The following is a 26190-nucleotide window of genomic DNA, read 5'->3' as shown; positions in this document are numbered from 1 at the left end:
CACTCCTATTTTATACATTATTTGTGCATTTTGATTGCCCTAAGAAAGGGTTCACTATAGTATATTAGTCCTTAGGTTTTTAGTTAATAGTTATTTATGAGTTATTTAGATTGTTAGTGTTTTAGTTATGGATAAAAGTCCTTGCTAGAAATCTAAACGTATTAACTAAACAACTAAAAACAGCTTACAAAGGTTTAACTTTGCAAGCTGTTTTCCTGTGCTATTTTAAATTATTAAAAAATCTCTTCAATGGTGAATTTAATAGAGCTATTTTTTCCTGTAGCTCTTTAATTTCTTCTTCTTTAGCTACTAAGCTTTCTTGCAGAAAATTTATGCTTTCATTTAAAAGATTTCTATTATCTTTAAATCTTTTAAATTCCTCTCGTATGCTATTTAACTTATTTGATTTAGATAGATTGTCCTGCTTAAGCTTATTAATTAAATTATCCTTTTCCTTAATAATATCTGTACTATCTATGAAGTTTTTATAGTTTTCCATTATATAATTAAGAAGATTTTCATTTAATATAGGGGAATAATTATATTCGTTATTTAAGTATATTTCAGGGGATATTAAAGAATTTTTAGCTTTTAAAAAATTTGAAGCATAGGTGGCTTTAGTTATCTCTAGTGAAGTTAAAGACTCTTCATAAGGAGGTATGGCATTGTTATTTATAAAAAAATCATAATAAATAGTATTATCATTTACCCAACTGCTAAAAGGGGTCCCTTCTATCATATATAAACAACAAGAAAGTAAATTTTTATCTCTAAAAATCTCATCATAATTGAAAATAGACAAGTTTCCTTTGTAGTAAACCACGCTACCTATGTTATCATCTTTTTTTATGGCTACAACATGTAGTGAATTATTAAAAGATAAAAAAGAGTAATCTACATAAGAGTATTTACTTCTATCGATAATATAAAAATTAGACCAGCGTTCATTTTCTTTATTCATTATCCTATATCCAATTTCATAACTGCTTATTAACCTTTCATACATAATGATTAGTTCATCCTTTTCTGTAACTCCAAGCTTAAAAGAAAGATTTTGTTTTGAATTAATTATATCCACAATTTTAGCGTGGGATAATTGGAGTGTTTCTCTAATCTTTTGATGAAAAATTGTTACAGTATTATTAGCTTTATTTAATACACTGTAAACTAAGTGAATTTTATCCTTAATAGCAATTCCTCTAAAATCCGTTTCAAAAATATCTTTATTAAAACTTTGAATAATTTTCTCGCTACTCCATTTTCCTTCATCATAGATTTTTATCATTATATTTCCAATAAAGTCTTTGTAAAAAACACATATATTATCATTAGGAAGTAAAGTCACATGAAAATTATCGCTATACTCTTTTGTAATAAGATGGTTTGACCATTGATTTTCTATTAAAGTTTCACATGCTATTCTCATATTTTTATCATAGAAGAAATTCCATAAATTTCCGTTATTTTGCTTAATTATGTAAAAGTTTCTCTCATTTACTATCATTTTTATTCTCCTATAAGAATTACTACTTATGTATAACATATGCTAAATATGCTAGGATTTATAACTTAAAGTATAGAAAAAGCTGTAACCTCTAAGGAAAAGCCACATATTATGTAATTAGAAAAACTTTTTTTCAAAATATGTTTTAAAGGAGATTGTATTATGAAAGATATCCAAGAAATATTAATGGAAATGGATAAATTAAGTGAGCAAATAGCTACCACATTAGATGAAGGAGTAATGGAATTGCCTATTTTAGAACCACCAGTTATTTTAGAAAACGTAGAGAAAACTGGATGCGCTGAATGTGGCGATGGCGTAGTATCTCAACAACAATCAACATGTACTTGCAGCAGCGCATGTCCTCCATGCAATGATAGAGTTCAATATTGCTGTAAGGTACCAGTACCTATTGGTTTTAATGTATTAAGTGCTCTTACAGGAACAGGGGGACCTCGCGGAACTAGAAGTTTAGCTGTTAAAAGCTGTTTATACTGCTTTGTTGATCCAACTCCATGTCAAGTTACAATTACAACAGATGCATGTTCTCCAATAACTGCTAATATATATCCAATTAGAGTAATTGGTTGTATTCAATATATTGCTAGCCTTAGTAATGTTCAAGGAACTTGCGGTATTAATAGTACAGCTAATATAGCTCTTACACAATTAAGCAATGATCAAAATACAGCATCTGTATGCTGCCAAAGTTCCATATGCGTAAACCAAGTAGTAGGACACCAAGGAACTGCGCCAACTCAAGCTCAAAGTACTCCTAAAGCTATACCATGTAATGCGCTTAAAGCTAGCTTAACTGTAAGATTAGAAGATTGCGATTGTCTTGCTGCAAATCTTGACAAAACTCAGGTTTTAACCTTTAGAGGAGAGTTTCAGCTTCCAAAAACTTGTAGTTAATTATTTTATAAAATGAAAATAAACCTTGCGTAATGTAAGGTTTATTTTTGTGTTTTATGCACTTGTAGGCATATTAGGAAGATTATTAGGTTTGTAATTTACAAAAGGTAAATCCTTTCCTTTATTAAAATACTCTTCAGCATTAAAAGGAGAAAGCCTGTTATAAATTGCTCCAGCAAAAGGATTGTGGAGGCCTTTGTAATAACAATATATTTCTTCACCTAGAATATGGGTAGGATATTCTCTCCCTTGAATTTTAAAGCTATCTACATGGGGTGCAAAAAGCTTTGTATATTCAGGGGGAATATAAATAAGGTCGTCTTTTCTATCCCCTTTAAGACAATTTATACTGTGGGAGTTTTCCGAGGTACTATTCCAATGTTCTTTTGCAATATGGCAATTATATAAACAATAAGAATTCACCAAAAGGCTATATTTATAATAATAAGGAAGCTCTTTTAGCTTTGATAAAGCTCTGTTAAAAGGGAAATGAAGAACTATTTTATCATACATAGTATAGTCTTTTTCCCATAAATCCTGAGCGCTTAAGGTTTTGGTAATGGAAGCTATAACTTTATATTTAGAATTAATCTTTTTTAAATCAGAGGCAAGTTTATCTGAATTTACTACAAAGGTATTAATTCCAAGGTCTAAATAATGCTTCACTACATCCATAGCTAAAGGCTCTTCCTTTTGAAAAAGTACTCCAGGAGTAAAACCTTTCTTTTGAATTTCCTTTATATAAAAATCGTATTCCTCTAAGGTATCAGGCTCTTTGTAAGTCCAAGAAGCTTTACAGCTTCCATCCACATGGCTACGAGCATTAGAGGAATGTCCTTTAAAAGGAGGAAGAAACAAAAACTCAATCCACTCTTTATCTATATAACTATCTAAAAAATTAAGCAAATCCAAATCAAAGTTAAAAGGAATTTCGTATTTAATCAAAATACCACCTCTTATTTTCAAATTTTTTCAATAAAATTACTTTTAATTCCTTTTATATTCTACAATAAATTTTTTATCTGTAAAAGATAGATTTAAGGGAAAAATGTTAGGATTTGTAATCAAGGCTATAGTATAATAATATATATTAATAAATTTTACGGAGATGAGAACATGCATAGGGAATTTTTCACAAACTCAGCTAATTTAGCTAAGGAAATATGTAAGATAAAGTTAAGGCCTGGGGATGTAGCTATAGATGCTACCATGGGTAAGGGAAATGACACGATTTTTTTAAGAAATTTAGTAGGGGACGAGGGGAGGGTTTATGCCTTTGATGTCCAGGAAGAAGCAATAAACATTACAAGAGAAAAACTTAATAGTTTAAACATATATATTAATAATGTAGAAATTATTTTAGATGGACACGAAAATTTACATAGATATGTTAATGAAAAGGTTAAGGTAGTAATGTTTAATCTAGGATATCTACCAGGAACTTCTCGCCATTTAACTACAAAGGGAGAAACCACTATAAAGGCCATAGAAAAGTCCCTAGAAATATTAGAAAAGGGAGGAGTAATCCTTTTAGTTATATATTACGGCCATGAAGGTGGAGAAGAAGAAAGGGAAGCAGTAATAAAGTACACCTCTACGTTAAATCAAAAGAAATATAATGTAGTAAAGCTATCCTTTATAAATCAAGTAAATAGTCCGCCGGAATTAATTGTAGTAGAGTATAGAGAATAGATAAATAAAAAGCTATAACTGTAAATAGTTTGTTACAAATTAGATTGAGATTGATGATAAAATTATATTATAGATAATAAATAGCAGGAAACAAAATCTATTCTTTGTATTCTGTTATATGTACTTTAAACAAGGGGTGACTTTATGAGAAGAAAGAGAAGGAAAAGTAGTTTTTTAAAAGCTTTTACTACAGCAATATTTTTAGTAGGATTATTTTCTGTTTCAGCATGGTCGGGAGCCAGGTACTTTCAGAGTAAAACATCTACCACTGCTTTAGCAGGAAAAGAAGAAAAACCATTGTCTTCTGAAGAGGGAAATTTACAGTTAAATAATAGAGTAGAAGGACGACCCGTAGACAATAGAAAGGGAGTTCCTATAAGAGAGCCAGAGAAGCAGACCAATACAAATCATGATGGAGGAATGGACTTTTCTAATAAGGGAAAGGTTGTTTATCTAACCTTTGATGATGGGCCAAGCAGAACAGTAACCCCTCAAATATTAGATGTATTAAAGGAACAAGGCGTTAAAGCTACTTTTTTCGTATTAGGAAATATGGTAGAACAAAATCCAGATATATTAAAAAGGGAAAGTAATGAGGGACATGCTATAGCAAATCATAGCTATAGTCATAATTATAATAAATTATATTCTAGTACATCAAATTTCTTAGAAGATATGAAAAAGAATGAAGATACTATTAGGAAAGTACTTGGAGAGTATAAATCTAAGATTATAAGATTTCCAGGAGGATCTTTTGGAAGAACAGAATATATTAAAGCAGCAAAGGAAGCAGGATATAATTCTATAGATTGGAACTCTTTAAACGGAGATGCAGAAGCGGTGTATGTAACAAAAGAAAAATTAATATCTAGATTCATAGAAACTTCAGCAGGGAAAAATACATTATATGTATTAATGCATGATGCCAACGGAAAGGAAACAACTGTACAAGCCCTACCTGAAATAATTAAATATTTGAAGGATAATGGGTATGAATTTAGAGTCCTCCAGTAGGACTCTAAATTCAGTTAATAGTTGAAAGTTAATGAAGGGATTTTAGCGGTGCTAAAATCCCTTTAGGTTATTATAAAATTTATTACTTATGCGCATTTATCCATGTAACTACATTTTCTTGATTTAATTCACCTGTTGCTAATATCAATTTACTATGAAGCTTTAAAATATAGTCAACTGATATATACTTCATTTAGCTAGTTCCTTAAATGCGTCTATATTATCAGCCAGTATCCTATCAGCTATTAAATCTAACTCCTCTTCATCGGAAAGAGACTCTTTACTAAACTCTTCAAAATCCAAAAGTATATATTTAGGTTTATTATTTTTCATTATCACTACAGACTTATCTTCATCAACTATTTTCGCTATCTTTGAGAAGTTCTGATTTGCTTCCGATATTGAAACTATTTTCTGGGTATTAACCAACATGAAAAACACCTCCTCTAAAATTATTATATCACATTTAGGATAAATTTAACCTAAAATGTTTATTTTATATAAAGTTTTAAAATATATTTTCAACTGACAGCCTAGCGGCTACCGCAAAGCGGATAAGTAGAATAGCCCCAAAGAATAAAAGACGGATTAACCGTCTTTTATTCTTTGGGGCTATCATAATTTTTTTATTAAAAAAGGAGAAGAAATACAAAAATTAAAGATTTTTGCCACAACAATTTTTATATTTCTTTTCACTACCACAAGGACAAGGGTCATTTCTTCCTATTTTAGATACGGTAATGGTTTTTTCTTCGGAATAAGCAAGTTTTAAATCTGTTAGCTTATCCTTTCCAAAAATTAAATTCCATTCTGGTAGATTGTATAAGTTATCTACCTCTGCTTCTAATAATGAAATATAAAGCTTTTCAAAATCTATATCTAAACTTATTCTTGAATTCTCTGTTACGCTTTCTAAATCTATAGGTTTTTTTAAAGAGGAATTAATTCCATCTAAAAATCCAACAAAGGATATTTCTGAAACATCTAATTTCTTTGCTAGGTTTTTTAAAGCACCTCTCATAACTGTTCTATAACTTTTAAGTATTGCTGGGATTATCTTTTCTTGTACCCTATTTAGTTCGCTCCAAAACTCATCTTCACCCCTAGTTTGAACGAAAAATACAACCAACTCTTTCCACTCATTGTATAAGCTCATATGCCAATTCTCCTTTTACTTAAGTGTAGTTCCACGTCTTATTATATACAATATTATGTGGACTTTCAACCAAATAAATACTATATAATTATAACTATAAAATAAGTTTAACATAATATGCAAAAAAATCAATATGTGATATAATAGGTGGCAAAAGAAAATTCTAGAAAAGAGTGGTTATTATGGCAAAATATAATTTTACTGAGATAGACATGGGAAAAGCATATGCTACCTTTGCTGTGGTAATGATACATATTTCTGCCTTTGTCATTGGAGCAGCTACGAAAGGTAGCCAAAGCTACAAGGTAGCTATAATACTTAATCAATTATCTAGGTTCTCTGTGCCCTTATTTATTATATTCTCAGGATTAGGTTTAGGATTAAGTTATAAAAAAGATAAAAACCTTTTAAGGTTTTATAAAAAAAGATTGCTGAAAGTAATTCCTCCTTATATATTATGGGGAATTATTTATTTAACAATTATAAATAAAAACTTTAATTACAATAGTTGGCTTGAACTTTTTTTAAAGGGAGATAAAATTTTTTATCATCTTTATTTTTTACCCTTAATTATCGAACTTTATTTGTTTTTCCCCGTACTATATATAGTGAGTAAAAAAATATGGGGTGTAATATTAGCTTTAATCCTATCTGGAGGGGTAATTACCTCAGCCCATTATTTTAATATTCCAAATCTATCACTTGATTTTTATTCGAAAAGAAATCCAATATTTTGGTTATTTTATTTTTGTTTAGGAATATATTTAAGTGAAAATATAAAAAAGTATAGAGAAAAATTTAAGTGTCATAAAGCTTTAATAAGCTGCATATTATTAATATGCCTATCAGGTATATTAATAGAGACATTTATTAGCATAAAGGTGGGTAAAAGTTTAGACTATGCCACTACCTTTATAAGACCTTCAATAATTATATATTCTATAATATTTACTATATATATATTAAGTAGGGATTTTTCACAAGGAAGGCTATTTAAATTTCTAAAAAATATATCCATTAATTCTTTTGCAATATATTTTGCTCATCCTTTAATAATTTATTATTATATTAAAATATTTAAGGGATATAAAATAAGCATAGGAAGTTTAGAATTTTTAATATCTTCATTTATAATATCCATAATAATTCCTCTAATAATAAGTATGATTTTTAATAAGATTAAAAGAAAAATAAAATTATAAAAAATTTATTTTTCTAGAAGGAATTATTAAAGTTTTGTAGAATATAAAGACTTAAAGTGTACAGCTATATCTTAAAATAAGAAAAATAACTATTTGGCATTAATGGTTTGATTTTCTAATTAAAAAGGTATGGAAAAAGTAAAGATGTTATTGTATAATAGTAAAAGAGGTTAAATATGCAAAACAAACTACTTTATAGAAAAAGTTTTTGTTTGATTTTATATTTATTATAAAATCTTTTAATAATAATGGTAAACAACCTATACATATGATATAATTACCATTGAGCCTTAAATGGCGCAATTGCCATTTATATAAATGTGTTATATATTAATTACAATATATAAATAAAAAATAAAAAACAATAATTTAATTTCACTTAAATGAGGAGGTTATCATAATATGAGTAAAAAGAGCCACAAGGCACTAGCAAGTGCTACAGTAATGAGCTTAATACTTACGTCAACATTAACTGCAGTACCAGTAAGTGCAGCAGCAAGCGTTGAAAGACTAGAAGGTGCTGGAAGAGAAAATACAGCAGTAAGTGTTGCTAAAAAAGCTTTCGCTGAAGCAAAAACAGTAGTTTTAGTTAATGGATACGGATATGCAGACGCGGTGAGTGCAACTCCACTTGCAAAAGCATTAAACGCACCAATCCTTTTAACAAACAAGGTAGACAAGCCAACAGCAGAACTTTTAGCTACTCTAAAAGATCTTAAAGCTGAAAAAGTAGTTATAGTTGGTGGAGAAGGTTCCGTAACTAAAGCTATGGCTGATGAATTAGACAAAACTTATGAAGTAAGCAGATTTGGCGGAGCTTCAAGATATGAAACAAACGCTAACGTTGCCAAAGAAGTTTTAAAATTAACAGGAAAGAAAGAAGCTTTCTTAGTTAATGGACAAGACGGATATGCTGACGCTTTATCAGTAGCTTCAATAGCTGCTACTAAAGGTGCACCAGTATTATTCGCAAACAAAAACGAAGTTCCAGCAGTAGTTAAAGCTGTTGCTGAAGGATTAGAAGTTTCTGCAGTTGGTGGAGCAGCAGTTTTACCATCATCAGTAATTGAATCCGTAAAAGGAACAAGAGTTGCAAGTGGTGCAGACAGATTTGCAACTAACTTAGAAGTATTAAAGAAATACAAAGATGACTTAAAGTTTGATAATATATACATGGCATTTGGTGGAGCAACTGCAACTCAGTTTGCTGACGCTTTAGTTGCATCAGCTGCAGCTGCAAAAGTTGGAGCACCAGTAGTATTAAGTTCAAACAAAAATGCTAATGCTTTCACAACTAATGCTAAAGAATATATCAAAGAAAACTTAGGAGCAGATACTAAAGTTTATTTAGTAGGTGGAACTGGATCATTAGAAAACGCTATATTCAACGATGTTAAAAATATAGTTAATCCAGTAACAGGCGAATTAACAGTTAGTACAATAAAAGCTGCTAGCGCTAGCAGTTTCAAAGTTACATTCAACAAAGCTGTTGAAGATACTTCAAAATTAACCTTTGAAGTTAGTAGAGGAACAACTCCTATAACTGCAACAGTTAATTGGAACGAAGCTAAGACAGAAGCTACATTAGTAAATAGTTCAAATTATCCAGAAGGAACTTACACAGTAGTAGTTAAAAATGACTCAAAGGAAATGAAAACTGAGAAGATAGATATTAAACAACAAAAGGTTGAAAAAATTGAAATAACTTCAACAAAGCTTTCTGTTTATCGTGGAAAACAAAGTGTTACAGAAGCAAATGGAACTGTAGTAGAAAAAGACGTAGAAAGAGGATATGCAACTTATAAAGTATATGACCAATATGGAAATGATATAACAACATCATATCTTGCAACTAATATTAAATTCCAGACAGGAGTAGGTGAAATAGAGAAGAAAGCTGGTGGTAACCTTATAATTACACCAAACTCAAATACTTCTTTAATTCAGTTCCCAAATGTGGTAATCACTGGATATGACACTACAACTGGAACTTCTATTACTGCTACTTTAGCTACTTCAACAGTAATTGGAACATTATCCGATATTAAGTTTGGAGAGTTAAAAGAAACATTAAGTATGGGGGATGCTGGCAAAGTTTATTATTTACCATACACAGCTTATGACATGAGCGGAAATGAAACAAAGAATTTTGAATTGATATCAAAAGGATTAATATTAACTGATAATAGTAGTAAGGTAGGCGGATATGAGAATGAGTTAACTGTAACTAATTCTAATATTCTTTCAGCTAGATTAGTTCAAGATCCTTCAGATTCTAATAATGCAGCAATTGAAATAAGAGTAAAAGAAAATGACGATTATGCTTTTGATGTTCCTGTAACAATCATGGCAATGACTTTTACAGGAAAAAATGCATCATTAAACACTACAGTAAAGAGAGCTAACAGAGTAGATAAGATTGCTCTAATGACTCCTACTGTTACTGTTGCAGAGGGAGATACTGATGTTGAAATCCCATTTGAAGCATTTGACCAACAAGGAAATAAAGTTACTAAAGTTGACGACCTTGAGAAAAATGTTACTTTAACTCCTGCATATAATTCAGGGGATAATAGCGGACTTAAATTTGAAAGAAGAGCAGATGGTACAGCTAAATTAGTATTAAAGAAAGTAGCTTCTGCTAAATCAACAATGTTCTTAACTGCCAATGTAAAAAATACACCTAACATGAGCAATATAACATTAAATATTCAAGAGAAGGCTTATGCTGAAAAAATAGAAGTTGATTCTTCAGTTCTTGTAAGCGCTATGGAAGATGGAGCTCAGCAAAAAATAGATCTTGGTGCTGATAAAGGTGGAATAAAAGTTAAAGACCAATATGGCAGAGAAATAGATATGGTTTCAAATAATAAAGGTAACACAGTAAGAGTTAAAGTATCAGGAGATGCAACTGTTAATAACGACGTAGTTGATGTTGACTTAGAAAATGGATATGCTGTAGCTAACATCGCAGCAAAAAATGCAAAAGGTGGAGCAGCTACTCTTACATTTACATTGTTAAGAGAAGTTGATGGTAAAAAACAAGAAGTAGATAAGAAAACTGTATCACTATCAATTATAAAGAAAGATGATATTAAAGGATTTACAGTTAATGAAGTAAAAGATCCTATTTACGCTAATTCAGTTAAATTAGGTGAAAAGGAATTAACTCCTAGAGACAAGGCATATGGAGCTACTCTTAAGGTATATGGTAAGACATCAGGAGGAACAAAAGTATTATTAGCAGGAACTCCAGTAGTATCTGTTGCAGTTGATAATACAAGTGAGTTCTTAGGAACTACAACTGATTCAGGTGTTAATTATGCATTTGATGGTGGAAAAGTTTATGCTGGAAAAGTAACTGATTCATCAAAAACAGGATCATCAACAGTAGCTACAGTGACTGTTGAGCATAACAATGCATTACATGCAGTAACTACAACTATTAAATCCTCTACAGAAGCTCCAAAAACTACATCTATTGGTGTTGATATAGAACAGTTCTATACAGATCCAGTAACTAAAGCTAAAGAGTTAGTTGTAACAGAAAGTAACGATATTATTACAATAAAAGATAAAAAGAAAGCTAACTTCGTAACTGATGCTTACATGGCTAAATATGACTCAAATGGAAAGGCAGTAAATGAATCTAATGTTGTTATCTTTGCTAAAGACCAATATGGTAAAAAAGCAATGCAATTAGCTGGATTCAGAGTTGTTGATAAAACTGGATTAACAGGAAGTGTATCTATCAATAATGATGGAAGACTTACTGTATCTGAAGATGCTAAGGGTTCAGTAACAATTAGTGCTGTAACAAACAACTCATTAACTAAAACAATTACTATTGTAATAGAAAAATAATATTATTAATAAAAAAATACAGAAAGAGATAGCCTTATAATGGCTATCTCTTTTATTTATGTAATTAATGATAAAGCCATTTTAGGCTTTATTTGTCTTTATTATTAATTGTCAATATGCTACAATATATAAGGGAATACCACTTTATTTTGGGAGGTAAAGGATTTGGAAAAATATTACGATAATACAAAATACTATCATTTAATACCTTTGATAATGATGATAGTATGTGTACCGCTTATGGTTCACTTGAAAGTTGTACCACTTAGCGGACCATCTTATCTATTTTGGAATGGGCAACAGCAGAATTTTGACTTTTTTTCTTATTATAAAACTGTATGGATTAATATATTTACAGTTTTTGCTTTTATCATGCTTTTAGTAAAGTTTTATGAAAATGGTAAAAACTTTGTAAGGAAAAGCTATGACTATTACATACCTATAGGGATATATTCTTTATTTGTAATTATATCTACATTAACCTCCGAATATAAGGAAATTGCCCTAAAAGGCTTTCCAGATAGGTATGAAGGAATGTACATACTGCTAGCATATATGATTATATTGTTTTTAACTATGAATTTAGTAGAAAAAGAAGACCATGTAAAGGCCATGATTGTATCTTTACTTATAGGAGCTACTATAATAGGATTGATAGGTTTATTTCAATATATGGGCTATGACTTATGGAAAACTAATATTGGTAAAAGCATAATGATTCCTTCAAAATATATGTTGGAAAATGACAAAATTATATTTAAATTTAATAAATATGAAATTTACTCTACCCTATACCATTATAACTATGTAGGAAGTTATATGGCTATGTTATTTCCATTAACTTTTTCTATGTTTATATTAATAAAAAATAAAAAAGTTAAATGTATATTAGCGTTGATTACTCTTTTAATGGCTATAAATTTAATTGGATCTAATGCACGTTCAGGAATTATCGGTACAGTTTTTGCATTTATTATGCTTTTAATTGTAATGAATAAGTATATAAAAAGAAACTTCAAATATTTTTTAAGCGGCATAGCTGTTTTAATATTTATATTTCTTGGATTAAATGTGACTTCTAAAGGAGCTGTTGCTAATAGATTTAAATCGCTATTAACTGATGTTAAAGAGATAACACAAGATTCTGATGAAAGTTTAAAGGAAATAAGTAAGCTACCATTACAAGGAATAGAAGTGTCAGGAAATGCTGCTAAAATTATAACTCCTACTGAAACATTAATACTTAAAGAAGAAGATGGTGGAGTTATCTTTAATGATGTAAATAACAATAAACTATCACTAGAAGCTATAAAGGAAACTGGTGAATTTACTATAAAATCTTCTAATTACAAGAATTATCGTATGCAGTTTGTAAGAATAGGAGATGAAAATATTTTTGTTATAAAAAAAGACAGTATAAAGCTATATTTTAAAATAGCAAATAACGAGATAAAACTTTCTGATAATAGAGGAAATATACTTAAAACTGAACCAGTGGAATCTTGGGGATTTAAAGGAAAAGAAAGACTAGGATCTTCAAGGGGATACATATGGTCTAGATCTATTCCTTTATTGAAAAATACAATAGTTAAAGGATATGGACCTGATACCTTTGCAGCATATTTTCCACAGCAGGATTTTAAAGGTAAAATGTATGCTTATTATGGAGATATGTGGCAAATAGTAGATAAGCCTCATAACCTATATTTGCAAACGGCATTAAGTACAGGAATATTATCACTTATTGCACTGCTTGCTTTATTTGGAATGTATATTGTAAAAAGTATATCCTTGTATTTTAAAAGCGAGTATGATGATTTTCTTTCTATAGCCGGAGTTTCAATTTTTATAGCAGTTTGTGGTTATCTTGGAGCCGGATTGTTTAATGATAGCGTAGTATCTGTAGCACCTGTATTTTGGATAATATTGGGCACAGGCATTGCTATAAACCATATGATAAGCCAGGAGAAAAAGCTTAATACTAAGATGTAGTGAGGAGGATAACAATGAAAGGTATAATATTAGCAGGAGGGTCAGGCACAAGACTTTATCCAATAACAAAGTCTGTATCCAAACAAATACTACCAATATATGATAAACCCATGATATATTATCCCATGTCTGTACTAATGCTATCGGGGATAAACGAAATACTCATAATTTCAACTCCAAGGGATATAGAGTGTTTTAAAGAGCTATTTAAGGATGGCAGTGAACTTGGTTTAAGTATAGAATATGCAATACAGGAAGAGCCTAGAGGGCTTGCGGAGGCATTTATAATAGGTGAAAAATTTATAGGCGATGATAATGTATGCCTAATATTAGGAGATAATATATTCTTCGGATATGGATTTACAGAGAGACTAGAAAGAGCAGCAGAAAGAAAAGAAGGGGCTACTATATTTGGATATCATGTAAGTAATCCCAAAGATTTTGGAGTAGTAGAATTTGATAAAAATAATAATGTAATATCCATAGAAGAAAAGCCTAAAAATCCAAAGTCAAATTATGCAGTACCAGGGCTATATTTTTATGACAATAAGGTTATAGAAATAGCTAAAAACATTAAACCATCTAAAAGAGGAGAGCTGGAAATAACTTCAGTAAACAATGAATACTTAAAAATAAACAAATTAAAAGTAGAGCTTTTTGGAAGAGGTATGGCTTGGTTTGATACAGGTACTCACAAGGGGCTTCTTGATGCAGCTAACTTTGTAGAAGCCATACAGACAAGGCAGGGTTTATATGTAGCTTGTCTTGAAGAAATAGCTTATAGGAAAGGTTATATAAATGAGGAACAGCTTATAAAATTAGCAGAGCCTCTGCTTAAAACAGATTATGGAAAATATCTCATGAATATAGTAAATGAAGAAATGGCCATTGATTTTAATACATTAACGGAAATAGCAATAACAAGGGAATAAAGGGTGTATGATATGAATTTGATTAAAACTAAATTAGAGGACGTGTATATTATAGAGCCTAAAGTTTTTGGTGATGAAAGGGGATGGTTTATGGAAACCTACTCTAAAATTAAAACACCAGAAATAGAATGTGAGTTTGTACAAGATAATCACTCATATTCAAAGGAAAAGGGAACTCTTAGAGGTATACATTTCCAAAATGGTGAGTATGCACAAGCAAAATTAGTTCGCTGTGTTAAGGGATCAGTGCTAGATGTGGCAGTGGATTTAAGAAAAGGCTCTCCTACCTATAAACAATGGGTAGCTGTAGAGCTTTCAGCAGATAATAAGAGACAATTATTTATTCCTCGTGGATTTGGTCACGGGTTTTTAACCTTGACTGATGATGTGGAGTTTGTGTATAAAGCAGATAACTATTATAACTATGAAAGAGATAGAAGCATCCTTTGGTGTGATCCCGATATAAATGTGGATTGGAATGTAGAAAATCCCATAGTTTCAGAAAAAGATGGAAAAGCACCTCTTCTTAAGGATAGCGATTGTAATTTTACTATAGATTTTAAATAAAGGAGATTAGCTGTATGAAAATTGTAGTAACCGGTGGAGCAGGTTTCATAGGTGGAAACTTTGTTCACTATATTATTAATAAATATAAGGATTATAAAATAATTTGTGTAGATAGTTTAACCTATGCAGGCAACATGGAAACCTTAGATTCAGTTAAGGACAATCCTAATTTTAGTTTTTATAAAATAGACATAGCAGACAGAGAAGAAGTTTTTAATATGTTCGAAAATGAAAAACCTGATATAGTAGTTAACTTTGCAGCAGAAAGTCACGTAGACCGTTCCATTGAAGACCCAGGCATATTTTTAAAAACCAATGTTATGGGTACTGGAGTGTTACTTGATGCTTGCAGAAAATATGGAATAAAGAGATATCATCAAGTATCTACGGATGAAGTTTATGGAGATTTACCACTAGATAGACCAGACCTTTTCTTTACAGAGGAAACTCCACTTCATACATCAAGCCCTTATTCAGCAAGTAAAGCCTCTGCGGATCTTTTAGTTGGAGCATATTACCGTACTTTTAAAGTACCTGTAACTATTTCACGTTGCTCTAATAATTATGGACCCTATCATTTTCCGGAAAAGTTAATTCCATTAATGATAGCAAATGCATTAAATGATAAGGAATTGCCTGTATACGGAACTGGAGAAAATGTACGTGATTGGTTATATGTAGAGGACCACTGCAGAGCTATTGACTTAATCATTCACAAAGGGACTGTAGGGGAAGTATATAACATTGGTGGACATAATGAACGCACCAACCTAGAAGTAGTAAAAACTATTCTTCGTGAACTAGGAAAATCAGAGGATTTAATTAAATATGTAACTGACCGTGCAGGACATGATATGCGTTATGCTATAGACCCTACAAAAATTAATAATGAACTAGGATGGCTTCCTACAACAACCTTTGATGAAGGAATTAAAAAAACTATTAAGTGGTATTTAGATAATAGACATTGGTGGGAAAATATAATCAGTGGGGAGTATCAAAACTATTACGAGAAAATGTATGGGAGTAGATAAGAATGATTTTAGTTACTGGGGTTAATGGACAACTAGGCTTTGACGTGGTAAAAGAGTTAAATAAAAGAAGCATAGATTGTTTAGGTATTGATAAAAAAGAATTAGACATAACAGATGAAAATGCTGTTGATGATTATATTATAAAATTAAATCCAGAGTGTGTTATACACTGTGCTGCATATACAGCGGTGGATAAGGCAGAAGAGGAAAGAGAAATTTGTTATAAGATAAATGTAAATGGAACTGAAAATGTAGCAAAAGCTTGTAGAAAGGTAAATGCTAAAATGATTTACATATCTACAGACTATGTTTTTGATGGAAAAGGAGATATTCCTTTTGAAGTAGATGGAAATATTAATCCTCTTTCAGTTTATGGAAAAACTAAATATGAGGGTGAACTAAAGGTAAAAGAAAATTTAAATAAATACTTTATAGTTAGAGTCTCTTGGGTATTTGGGTTGAATGGTAATAACTTTGTTAAAACCATGCTTAAGCTAGGAAAAGAAAAAGAAAGCTTAAATGTGGTGTGCGATCAAATAGGAAGCCCTACTTATACAGCAGACTTAGCACCGATTTTATGCCATATGGCACAAAGTGAGAAGTATGGAGTATACCATGCAACTAACGAAGGGTTCTGCTCCTGGGCAGAATTTGCTACAGAAATTATGAAAAAGACAGGACTAAACTGTAGAATAAATCCTATCCCTACGAGTGAGTATAAGACTAAAGCTATAAGACCTTTAAATTCTAGGCTTTCTAAGAGGAGTCTTGAGGAGGATGGGTTTGACTTGTTGCCTAGGTGGGAAAAGGCGTTGGAGAGGTACTTAAAAGAAATAAGAGGACTATTTTAGATATGAATAAAAGGAAATTTATAAAGCTAACAATATTAATATTTTTAGTGATTATATCAAATATATTAGTATTTAATTATTGTAATTTAGAAGGTAAAAATATAACTTTAAGTTACAAGTTAATATCGGATAAAGAAGATACATACCAATTATTTTATGGAAATAATACTTCATGGAATGAAGAACAATCCCAAAAATTAAACTATACAAATATAAATGAAGAAGAGATATTAAAATTTACTATTCCCAAAGATAATACAAATTTAAGATTTGATTTGGGAAATCAACCTTCCAATATAAAGATGAGGAATATTAAGCTATCCTATCTTGGTAAAAATATAGATTTAGATATAAATAAAGTACTAGATAAAAATAATGGATTTCAAATTGGGCAAGCACAACAAGTAGAGAAATTTTTAGATATAAAAACAACAGGTAATGACCCATATATAACGTATAAAATTGATTCAGATGTAATATTAAGTTTTTCTCAGCATGAAAATAAATTAAATAACATGCTTAAATTAATAATCTGTCTGTTAATAGACATGCTACTATTAATACTTTTAAAAAAATCAAAAAGTGTGTTTACATTGGTTCAGGAATTGAATAATAATAAAACCCTTATATGGAACCTAGCAAAAAATGATTTTAAAACTAAATATGCTGGATCATATTTAGGTATAACCTGGGCATTCATTCAGCCCATAGTGACTATATTAATATATTGGTTTGTATTTGAATTTGGTTTAAAAGCTGGTTCTCCAATGAAAGATGTACCATTTATATTGTGGTTTATGGTAGGTCTAGTACCATGGTTTTTCTTTCAAGAAGCATTGCTTAATGCTACCAATTGTATGTTAGAGTATAGTTATTTAGTAAAGAAAGTTGTATTTAAAATAAGCATACTACCAATAGTAAAAATAATATCAGCCTTATTTGTGCATCTAGTGTTTATAGGATTTTTATTTGTGGTAAGTTCAATATATGGATTTTATCCTTCGAAATATACAATACAATTAATATATTACTCTTTTTGCACATTTTTTATAGTACTAGGTATATCTTACGCAACTTCAGCTATAGTATTATTTTTTAAAGATCTTGGACAAATAATAAATATATTTTTGCAAGTGGGAATGTGGATGACACCAATAATGTGGAGTTATACAATAGTTCCTCAACGCTTTCAATGGATAGTAAAATTAAATCCTATGTACTATATAGTAGAAGGATATAGAGATACACTTATAAATCATGTTTGGTTCTTCCAAAGATATTTTCAGACAGCATACTTCTGGATAGTAGCATTAGGATTATTTGCTTTTGGAGCAATGATATTTAAGAAATTAAAACCACATTTTGCCGATGTACTGTAGAAGGAGGTAGAAATGTCAGACGTAGCTATAAAAGTAGAAAATTTAAGTAAGATATATAAATTATATGATAAGCCTATAGATAGAATGAAGGAGTCTTTAAGTTTATCAAAAAACAAATACAGTAGAGAGCATTATGCATTAAATAATATATCTTTTGAAGTAAAAAAAGGTGAGACTGTAGGAATAATAGGAACTAATGGTTCGGGAAAATCAACCTTGTTAAAAATAATAACAGGAGTACTAACTCCGTCATCAGGAAGTATTGAGGTAAACGGTAAAATATCAGCATTATTAGAGCTTGGAGCAGGATTTAACCCTGAGTATACAGGAATTGAGAATATATATCTTAATGGAACAATGATGGGATACACAAAAGAAGAAATGGACAAAAGAGTAAATTCAATAATGGAATTTGCAGATATAGGTGAATTTATAAACCAACCAGTAAAAACATATTCATCAGGCATGTTTGCAAGGCTGGCCTTTGCAGTGGCGATAAATGTAGAACCGGATATTTTAATAGTGGATGAAGCTTTGTCTGTTGGGGATACTAGATTTCAAATAAAATGCATTGATAAAATGAAACAACTTAAAGAGAAAGGAACAACTATTCTATTTGTTTCACATGCAACCGAACAAGTAAAGAGATTTTGTACTAATGCATTATGGATTAATAAAGGTAAAGTTATTGGTATGGGAGAATCTAGTAAAATAGTAGATAAGTATGAAGCTTTTATGCTACAGGACGGAGAAGCGGAGATTGATATAGCTGAATACGAATCTATTCAGCGAGAAAAAGAAGAAAATGAAAAATCTATTATTAGACCATCAACAGACATGTTAGGGAGAATTACAAACATTACGTGCAATACATTAAAATTTAAAACTTTTGATAGTTTAGAAGTTGTCATCGAATATGAAATATATGAGGATGAAATCCCAGGATTTTTATTAGGTGTTGCATTATATACGCCTGATAGAGACTATATTTTTGGACCGAACACATATTTGGATAAAATATATGTTCCTAACAAATATGGAAGGCATAAAGTTAAATATAGTATACCATCTATAACTCTATTAGGTGGTAGTTATAGTATAGATGTAGGTATTTTCAATAATGAAGGAATAGTATGCATTGATTATAAAACTGACGCAAAGAGAATTTTAGTAACCAATGAATACTTTGCAGAAGGAAAGTTATTTATAGATCATAAATGGAGCGTAATTAAGTAAAGTGTAAGAGCCATAGATTTTAGGAGGATAATATAGTGACTTTTGATCAATATCAAAGATATAAAACTATACAGATTTTAGTTGATGGTGTTAAAAAATACTATAATATAGATCGATTAAATATTTTAGAAGTTGGATCTAATGAACAATTGAACTTAGGGGAAGTTTTACCTAATGAAAATATCACATATTCAGATTTAAAAGTTCCTAACAATATTGGGGATAATGTTAAATTTATAAAAGCTGACGCTACAAATCTGAAGTATATCAAAGATAAACAATTTGATATTGTTGTGTCTTCAGATGTTTTTGAACATATACCAAAAGATAAAAGAGAAAGTTTTTTAAATGAAACGAATAGAGTTGCTAAGTTGCTAAATCTACATTGTTTTCCTTTTAACAGCGAAGCAGTTATTAGCGCAGAGTTACGTGCTAATGAGTACTATAAAGCTATATTTGGGGAAGAGCACATTTGGTTAAAGGAACATATTGATAATGGATTACCAAAAGTTGAGAATTTAAAATTTACGCTTGATAAAATATGTAAGGGTCATTTCATGTTCGAACATGGAGATGTTTTATTGTGGGAAGATATGACCAAATCAATATTTTATACTTACAATGCTTTAAAATTATTGGATCTAAGAGATAAAATTGATGATTTTTATAAACAAAATATTTTCAGTCATGATGTTGGAGAAAATAATTATCGTAAATTTTTAGTTATGACAAATGACTTAGACTTAAAAGATTATCTAGAAAACAGTATAAAAAGTGTTTTTGATTGCAACTTGCCGCAAAGATATTTAGATTTTTTATATAAAAATATTCAAGATATACAAGCTATAAATGAAATTATAATTAACAACGAAAAATTAGATAAAAATGAACAAGCCACATTATATTTAGATAGTGGAAATGGTTTTAATGAAGAGTCAAAAGTAAACCATTATTATAAAATTGATAGTTCTACAGGATTTATAGAAATGTTTATAGATATTTCAAAAAATGTGAAAGCAGTTCGTTTTGATCCAATTGAAGGAAAAAATTGTGTTATAACTGGAATGAACATAATTTCAAACAATGAAACACTAGATTATGAAGTACTAAATGGATTTTGTGTTGATGACTATATTATTTTTAATAACAATGACCCTCAAATAATGATTAATTTTACTCAAACTTCAACACAATGGTTAAAAATACAAGCTAGTATTAGTATTTTGGAAGATGTTTTAGCGACTACGGTTTTAAGTAAGTTAAGTTTAATAATTGGAATGTCCGAACAAAATAATTTATTGAATAAAGAATTAATAGAGAAAATAGAACAAAATGACCTATTAAATAAGGAAGTAATGGAAAAAGCTGAATATAATAATTTATTGAATAAAGAGATAGCAGAAAAAACAGAACAAAATAACCTATTAAATAAGGAAGTAATGGAAAGAATTCAATATAATAATTTCTTAAATAAAGAATTAATAGAAAGAGAAAAAAACATAAAAAATTTAAAGAATGAATTGGAACACTATAAATTGCATTATAATGCTGCAATAGCACAAAGAAATGATTTAACTAATAAATTATCTACTATAGAAACTGCCCATAATATTATATCAAATTCAACTTGTTGGAGGATAACAAAACCTATTAGAGTGGTTTTAGATGGAACTAAAAAGTTATTAAAATGTAATAGATATACGTATTTGTTTTACAAGGGGTTAAAATCTTTAAAACAAAATGGTACCAAGCATACTTTAATAAAGATAAAAAATAGATTTAAAAATGTTAAGGGATACAATGAACATGCTAAACAAAATATTTTGACAGAAGAAGAAAGACAAATTCAAGTTAATACTAAATTTTCAAAAGATATTAAATTTAGTATAGTTGTACCTCTTTATAACACTCCTAAAAGTTTTTTATGTGAAATGGTTAATTCTTGTATTGACCAAACTTATGGTAATTGGGAACTATGTCTTGCTGATGGAAGCGATAAAGAGCATAGTTATGTTAAAAGAATAGTAGCTGATTACATAAAAAAAGACAAGCGTATAAAATATAAGATATTAGAAAGAAATGGTGGTATTTCTGAAAATACAAATGAGTGTATTAAAATGGCAACAGGAGAGTATATAGCGCTTTTCGATCATGATGATCTTTTGCATCCATCAGCATTATTTGAATATATGAAAGTTATATGTGAGCATGATGCTGATTTTATATATTGTGATGAAGATAAGTTTGAGACAGATGTTAATATACGATTTGATCCGTATTTTAAGCCGGATTTTGCAATAGATAATTTAAGAACAAATAATTATATTTGTCATTTTACGGTATTTAAAAAGAGTTTACTTGATAAAGTTGGGTTATTCAGAAAAGAGTTTGATGGTTCACAAGACCATGATATGATTTTAAGGCTAACTGAAAAAGCACAAAATATTGTCCATGTACCTCAAATACTATATCACTGGAGAGTGAGTTTGAACTCTGTTGCATCTGACCCCTATGCAAAACCATACACTATTAAGTCAGGAATTAATGCTGTGATGGAGCATTTAGAAAGATGTAATTTAAAAGCTACAGTAGAGAGTTCTGCAGTGCACCCTAATATTTATAGAATAAAATATGAGATAGTATACAATCCATTGATTTCCATATTGATACCCAATAAAGACCATATTATAGATCTTTCTAGATGTATAAATTCTATTTTAGAAAAATCAACTTATAAAAATATAGAAATAATAGTAATAGAGAATAATAGTGTGGAAGAACAAACTTTTGATTATTATAAAACGTTGGAAAAGTATACGAATATTAAGGTTGTTACATATGAAAGCAATGGTAAATTTAATTATTCTGCTATTAATAATTTTGGTGTTACTTATGCAAAAGGGGAACATCTCTTATTCCTGAATAATGATATAGAAATTATAAGTGAAAATTGGTTAGAAGAGATGTTAATGTATTCTCAGAGAGAAGATGTAGGTGCAGTAGGTGCAAAATTGTATTATCCCAACAATACTATCCAACATGCGGGTCTAGGAATTGGTTTATTAACGTTAGCAGGGCATTATTTTAGACATTTTGATAAAGACGCTACTGGTTATATGGGGAACCTGTACTTTTCAAGAAATGTATCAGGTGTAACAGCTGCTTGTCTTATGATGAGAAAAAATGTTTTTAATGAAATTAATGGATTTGATGAAGCATTTGAGGTCGCTTTTAATGATGTGGATTTATGTATGAGAATTAGACAAACTAATTATCTAATTGTGTGGACACCCTATGCTGAATTATATCATTACGAATCAATATCAAGAGGTTACGAAGATACACCAGAAAAACAAGCTAGATTCAATGGTGAGGTTAGAAGATTTCAAGAAAGATGGAAGAAAGAACTTGAAGAGGGTGATCCGTATTATAATCCTAATTTAACGCTTGATAGGGAAGATTTTAGTTTAAAGTAGATAATAAAAACAATATATTCACTATATGAATTATAAATGAATTAAACAAGGAGAAAAAATGAATAAACATTTTATTAGGATAAAAAGTAATCTTATAATAAAATTAATTCTTATAATTATAATAAATTTTATTGCTGTAGCGAAGTTGCCTAATGAAAATATAAGATTAGAAGTTGATTTTAGTGGGAAATATGATAATTCAGTAGCACAGATTTTTTTTGATTTAGGTAAAGGATATTCGGAAGAAAATAGTTTTAAGGGAATAGTTAATAACGATAAAGTTATAATTAATATTCCTAGCAAATACTTTGAAGCAATTCAAATTAGATTTGATCCAATAAATATTAGTGAAAATGTAATAATTAAAAATATAAAACTATTTAAATATAGAAAAGAACTATTGAATTGGAATGGAAAAGATATAGCTAAACAAATAGAAAGAACAAATAATATAAAAGATATAAGAGTGGTAGATAATAGCATTCAATTAATAGATGAAACTGAAGATATGCAAATTATATTTAACCATGATGCGACAAAGGAATTTAAATCTGTAGCAAATTATAATTTAAATAAAATAGGTATATTACTTGTAATAGACTTCTTTGCATTTTTTATATTATTGCTGGTTGATTTAATAATTAGTAGATATACTAATGGCAAGATATTAGAAACATTAAATAGAGATTTAGAAAATAAATTAAAAAAGTATAATAAGTTTATGCCACTTATAATTCTATTAGTTATAATTATTCCAGCTATAATTCTTTATTGGAAATATATCATTTTTGAAAAAATATATGTTTTTAATGATATTGGAAGCGATTCGTACTTCCAAACTTTTCCAGGGATGATTTACAATGCTAAATATATTTATAAGTATAAGTCTATTCCAATGTGGTCTTTTAATGTTGGTTTAGGTCAAAACTTTTTTACACAATATTTAGACCCATTCAATTTATTAATTGCACTGTTTGGTGAAAATTTAGTTACTTATTTATTAGGGCTATTTCAATTTACAAAGGTAATACTAGCAGGGGTATTATTCTATAAGTATTTAAGGGTTATGGAAATTTCAAGATATCCAAGTATTATAAGTGCACTAGGATACGCATTTTGTGGACAAATAATTGCAAGAGGATCCTGGGTTGGATATCCTAATGAAGTAGTTTGTGTAGCGTTCCTTTTATATTCCTTTGAAATGTTTTACAAAAAAAATAATTTTAAATGGTTACCTATAGCAATATTATTCCTCATTATAACATTAAAAGGATACTATTTCTTTTTATATAGTGGAATATTAATGGTCTATGCAATATTTAGATATTTATCTGAAAACAACTTTTCAGCAAAGTCATTTATTAAGTTTGTTGCATGGATATTAATGTTATATACAATAGGTGTACTATTGTCATCTATATATTTAATACCTAATTTAGTTTTTAATTTTACTGGAGCGAGGGTGTCAAATTTAAGCTTTGACTTTAATAATTTGATAAAGAGTATTTTTACTATAAATAGTAATTCTGAACTTATTACTTCATATGCAAGAACAGTGTCACATGGATTGTTAGGAATTTCAAAATATAGTGGAAGTGGAAATTTACTGGAGGGTCCATTATATTATTGTGGATTGACGACATTAATTCTTATTCCACAAATTTTTAATGATTTAGATAAAAAGAAAAAGATATTCTTTGGAGGCGCTTTAGGGATAGCAATTTTGTATATTTTGTCTCCTGGTATTAGATATATAGCCAGTGGAATGGTTACAATGCAATTTAAAGTATCATCATTTTGGATAATGGTTGTATTCTTATATTTATCATCTTATTCTTTAAATGAGATTATTAATGGTAAAAAGATTAATACTAGACTATTATTATTTACTATTATTTTAATATTGAGTCCATTAGGTCTACTTTATTTTGTAAAATATCAAGGATTGGAAATTACTGAGCTTATTAAAGTTGTAATTTTAGTTTTATTTTATTATATGTTGTTTTTAGGAATTAAAAAATACAAATATGTTTCAGAGGTAATGATTTTGAGTCTTACAATAATAGAAGTTATTGTACTATCATATCCAATAGTAAATGATAGAGGAACAATTGAAAAAGATTATATCAATAACAAAGGGTACTATGATTCCACAAATGAAGTAGTGAAGAGACTTAATGAAGAAGAAAATAATGGGTTTTATAGAATTTCCAAAAATTATAATTCGGTATTTTTATGTGATTCACTTATTCAAGGATATTATGGAACTCAATCTTATCAAGGTGGATCTTCACATTCAAAATATATTACTAATTTTATTAATGATATCAATGCACCATTAGTGTTAGGGTCAAACTCCTATATTAATGGATTTAGTGGATATACTCAAGTTAATACCATGCTAGGAGTGAAATATATTTTATCAAGAACAAATGAGATTTCAGAATATGGATATGAGAGGATTCCAGAGGATGATGGTATTATTGTTTTAAAAAACAAATATAGCCTACCACTAGGTTATGCATATAGTAATTATATTACATATGATGATTTTAAACAATTAACAGTAGAGCAGAAAAGGGATGTTTTATTAGAAGCATGTGTAGTAAATAAAGATAATGATACCATTCATAAATTAAATACTTTCAATTATGGAATTAATAAGGAAAAACTAAGAGAAGAGAATATAGTAAAGACATTAGATAAATATAGAAATGGCGAAGAAGTTGTGATTAATACGAATGAACGAAATGACCTTATTACTATAAGTTTTGATATAAATAAAAGCTCTGATAATGTGAAATTAGATAATAATCAATTTTTTGGTAAAATATATTGGGCTGTGGATGGTCAAAAATACAATACAAATAATATGATTACATTTGGAGTTGACATTAACAATCCTAATCATACATTTGATATAAATCAAAAGGATATTAAACGTATTAAGCTAGAAATGAGTAATACTAATGACATAAATATAAGTAATTTTAAAATAAGTAGTATGATTGGAGAAGATTATTATGAGGAATATAGAAATAATGTACTTGAATTAAAAAGAAATCAGTTAAAGGTTACTTCATTTGGACAAAACAATATACAAGGAAACATTGAATTAAATGAAAGTAAAATGATGTTTCTTTCAATACCATATGATAAAGGATGGTCTTTAAATGTAGATGGAAATCCAGTGGAATTGGAAAATATAAATGTAGGTTTTATGGGAGCATATATTAAAGAAGGCTACCACAATATTGAATTAAAGTACACTCCACCCGGGCTTAAGATTTCTATTATTTTATCAGTATTTGGAATAACTCTGTATATGCTTACGATGTTTATTTTGAATAAAGAAATTAAATTATTGAGGTAGGAG

Annotated in this window: 18 protein-coding genes; 14 read left to right on the top strand and 4 right to left on the bottom strand. The window is 29.2% G+C overall.

Annotation, left to right across the window (positions count from 1 at the left end; genetic code table 11):
• Nucleotides 1–220 precede the first annotated feature (220 nt).
• Nucleotides 221–1504: a hypothetical protein gene (locus tag ABDZ69_RS12395; protein ID WP_343770084.1), complete on the bottom strand. Its 1284-nt coding sequence runs from the start codon at nucleotides 1502–1504 to the stop codon at nucleotides 221–223.
• Nucleotides 1505–1666: 162 nt separating this feature from the next.
• Here ABDZ69_RS12395 and ABDZ69_RS12390 point away from each other — a divergent pair, with 162 nt between their 5' ends.
• Nucleotides 1667–2419, top strand: a complete 753-nt coding sequence (locus ABDZ69_RS12390; RefSeq protein WP_343770082.1) for a hypothetical protein — start codon at nucleotides 1667–1669, stop codon at nucleotides 2417–2419.
• A gap of 54 nt (nucleotides 2420–2473) precedes the next feature.
• Here the strand turns inward: ABDZ69_RS12390 and ABDZ69_RS12385 are convergent, their stop codons facing one another.
• Nucleotides 2474–3364: a hypothetical protein gene (locus ABDZ69_RS12385; protein ID WP_343770080.1), complete on the bottom strand. Its 891-nt coding sequence runs from the start codon at nucleotides 3362–3364 to the stop codon at nucleotides 2474–2476.
• A 171-nt stretch (nucleotides 3365–3535) separates the two neighbouring features.
• Between ABDZ69_RS12385 and mnmM the strand changes: the two genes are divergently transcribed.
• Nucleotides 3536–4111, top strand: a complete 576-nt coding sequence (gene mnmM / locus ABDZ69_RS12380; RefSeq protein ID WP_343770078.1) for a tRNA 5-(aminomethyl)-2-thiouridylate-methyltransferase MnmM — start codon at nucleotides 3536–3538, stop codon at nucleotides 4109–4111.
• Between the two features lie 144 nt (nucleotides 4112–4255).
• Nucleotides 4256–5125 (top strand): polysaccharide deacetylase family protein, encoded by an 870-nt coding sequence (locus tag ABDZ69_RS12375; RefSeq protein ID WP_343770076.1) that lies wholly within the window; start codon nucleotides 4256–4258, stop codon nucleotides 5123–5125.
• A gap of 189 nt (nucleotides 5126–5314) precedes the next feature.
• Here ABDZ69_RS12375 and ABDZ69_RS12370 read toward each other — a convergent pair whose 3' ends face one another.
• Nucleotides 5315–5557, bottom strand: coding sequence for a type II toxin-antitoxin system prevent-host-death family antitoxin (locus ABDZ69_RS12370; protein ID WP_343770073.1), 243 nt, complete (start codon nucleotides 5555–5557; stop codon nucleotides 5315–5317).
• A 223-nt stretch (nucleotides 5558–5780) separates the two neighbouring features.
• The gene (locus ABDZ69_RS12365; RefSeq protein ID WP_343770071.1) at nucleotides 5781–6281 is read right to left on the bottom strand and encodes an SEC-C metal-binding domain-containing protein; all 501 of its coding nucleotides are present in this window, start codon (nucleotides 6279–6281) and stop codon (nucleotides 5781–5783) included.
• Between the two features lie 182 nt (nucleotides 6282–6463).
• Between ABDZ69_RS12365 and ABDZ69_RS12360 the strand changes: the two genes are divergently transcribed.
• From ABDZ69_RS12360 to ABDZ69_RS12310, 11 genes are all read left to right on the top strand, one after another.
• A complete protein-coding gene (locus ABDZ69_RS12360) occupies nucleotides 6464–7483 on the top strand; it encodes an acyltransferase (RefSeq protein ID WP_343770069.1) in 1020 nt (339 codons plus the stop codon).
• A 402-nt stretch (nucleotides 7484–7885) separates the two neighbouring features.
• A complete protein-coding gene (locus ABDZ69_RS12355; protein ID WP_343770067.1) occupies nucleotides 7886–11347 on the top strand; it encodes a cell wall-binding repeat-containing protein in 3462 nt (1153 codons plus the stop codon).
• Between the two features lie 165 nt (nucleotides 11348–11512).
• Entirely contained in the window at nucleotides 11513–13339 is a 1827-nt protein-coding gene (locus ABDZ69_RS12350; protein ID WP_343770065.1) for an O-antigen ligase family protein, read from the top strand.
• 14 nt (nucleotides 13340–13353) lie between these two features.
• Nucleotides 13354–14271 (top strand): glucose-1-phosphate thymidylyltransferase RfbA, encoded by a 918-nt coding sequence (rfbA, locus tag ABDZ69_RS12345; RefSeq protein WP_343770063.1) that lies wholly within the window; start codon nucleotides 13354–13356, stop codon nucleotides 14269–14271.
• Nucleotides 14272–14283: 12 nt separating this feature from the next.
• Nucleotides 14284–14838 (top strand): dTDP-4-dehydrorhamnose 3,5-epimerase, encoded by a 555-nt coding sequence (gene rfbC, locus ABDZ69_RS12340; protein ID WP_343770061.1) that lies wholly within the window; start codon nucleotides 14284–14286, stop codon nucleotides 14836–14838.
• Between the two features lie 14 nt (nucleotides 14839–14852).
• Nucleotides 14853–15872 (top strand): dTDP-glucose 4,6-dehydratase, encoded by a 1020-nt coding sequence (gene rfbB / locus ABDZ69_RS12335; protein ID WP_343770058.1) that lies wholly within the window; start codon nucleotides 14853–14855, stop codon nucleotides 15870–15872.
• 2 nt (nucleotides 15873–15874) lie between these two features.
• Nucleotides 15875–16723 carry a dTDP-4-dehydrorhamnose reductase gene (gene rfbD, locus ABDZ69_RS12330; RefSeq protein ID WP_343770056.1) on the top strand — a complete coding sequence of 283 codons (849 nt, stop codon included), beginning with the start codon at nucleotides 15875–15877 and terminating at the stop codon, nucleotides 16721–16723.
• Between the two features lie 2 nt (nucleotides 16724–16725).
• On the top strand, nucleotides 16726–18102 hold the full coding sequence (locus ABDZ69_RS12325) for an ABC transporter permease (protein WP_343770054.1): 1377 nt from the start codon (nucleotides 16726–16728) through the stop codon (nucleotides 18100–18102).
• Nucleotides 18103–18114: 12 nt separating this feature from the next.
• Complete coding sequence (locus ABDZ69_RS12320; RefSeq protein WP_343770053.1) at nucleotides 18115–19338, top strand: ABC transporter ATP-binding protein; 1224 nt, start codon at nucleotides 18115–18117, stop codon at nucleotides 19336–19338.
• A 35-nt stretch (nucleotides 19339–19373) separates the two neighbouring features.
• A complete protein-coding gene (locus ABDZ69_RS12315) occupies nucleotides 19374–22814 on the top strand; it encodes a glycosyltransferase (RefSeq protein ID WP_343770052.1) in 3441 nt (1146 codons plus the stop codon).
• A gap of 58 nt (nucleotides 22815–22872) precedes the next feature.
• On the top strand, nucleotides 22873–26187 hold the full coding sequence (locus ABDZ69_RS12310; RefSeq protein ID WP_343770051.1) for a YfhO family protein: 3315 nt from the start codon (nucleotides 22873–22875) through the stop codon (nucleotides 26185–26187).
• Nucleotides 26188–26190 lie beyond the last annotated feature (3 nt).

It is taken from the genome of Clostridium malenominatum (assembly GCF_039521365.1).
GTDB classification, from domain to species: Bacteria; Bacillota; Clostridia; order Clostridiales; family Clostridiaceae; genus Clostridium_AW; species Clostridium_AW malenominatum.
The sequence above is the reverse complement of the archived record's forward strand: the minus strand, read 5'-3'. Positions and strand labels throughout refer to the sequence as shown.

Coding starts and splice junctions, on each gene's coding strand:
- ABDZ69_RS12395 (WP_343770084.1), bottom strand. CDS start 1,504: ATGATAGTAAATGAGAGAAACTTTTACATAATTAAGCAAAATAACGGA.
- ABDZ69_RS12390 (WP_343770082.1), top strand. CDS start 1,667: ATGAAAGATATCCAAGAAATATTAATGGAAATGGATAAATTAAGTGAG.
- mnmM (WP_343770078.1), top strand. CDS start 3,536: ATGCATAGGGAATTTTTCACAAACTCAGCTAATTTAGCTAAGGAAATA.
- ABDZ69_RS12375 (WP_343770076.1), top strand. CDS start 4,256: ATGAGAAGAAAGAGAAGGAAAAGTAGTTTTTTAAAAGCTTTTACTACA.
- ABDZ69_RS12370 (WP_343770073.1), bottom strand. CDS start 5,557: ATGTTGGTTAATACCCAGAAAATAGTTTCAATATCGGAAGCAAATCAG.
- ABDZ69_RS12365 (WP_343770071.1), bottom strand. CDS start 6,281: ATGAGCTTATACAATGAGTGGAAAGAGTTGGTTGTATTTTTCGTTCAA.
- ABDZ69_RS12360 (WP_343770069.1), top strand. CDS start 6,464: ATGGCAAAATATAATTTTACTGAGATAGACATGGGAAAAGCATATGCT.
- ABDZ69_RS12355 (WP_343770067.1), top strand. CDS start 7,886: ATGAGTAAAAAGAGCCACAAGGCACTAGCAAGTGCTACAGTAATGAGC.
- rfbA (WP_343770063.1), top strand. CDS start 13,354: ATGAAAGGTATAATATTAGCAGGAGGGTCAGGCACAAGACTTTATCCA.
- rfbC (WP_343770061.1), top strand. CDS start 14,284: ATGAATTTGATTAAAACTAAATTAGAGGACGTGTATATTATAGAGCCT.
- rfbB (WP_343770058.1), top strand. CDS start 14,853: ATGAAAATTGTAGTAACCGGTGGAGCAGGTTTCATAGGTGGAAACTTT.
- rfbD (WP_343770056.1), top strand. CDS start 15,875: ATGATTTTAGTTACTGGGGTTAATGGACAACTAGGCTTTGACGTGGTA.
- ABDZ69_RS12325 (WP_343770054.1), top strand. CDS start 16,726: ATGAATAAAAGGAAATTTATAAAGCTAACAATATTAATATTTTTAGTG.
- ABDZ69_RS12320 (WP_343770053.1), top strand. CDS start 18,115: ATGTCAGACGTAGCTATAAAAGTAGAAAATTTAAGTAAGATATATAAA.
- ABDZ69_RS12310 (WP_343770051.1), top strand. CDS start 22,873: ATGAATAAACATTTTATTAGGATAAAAAGTAATCTTATAATAAAATTA.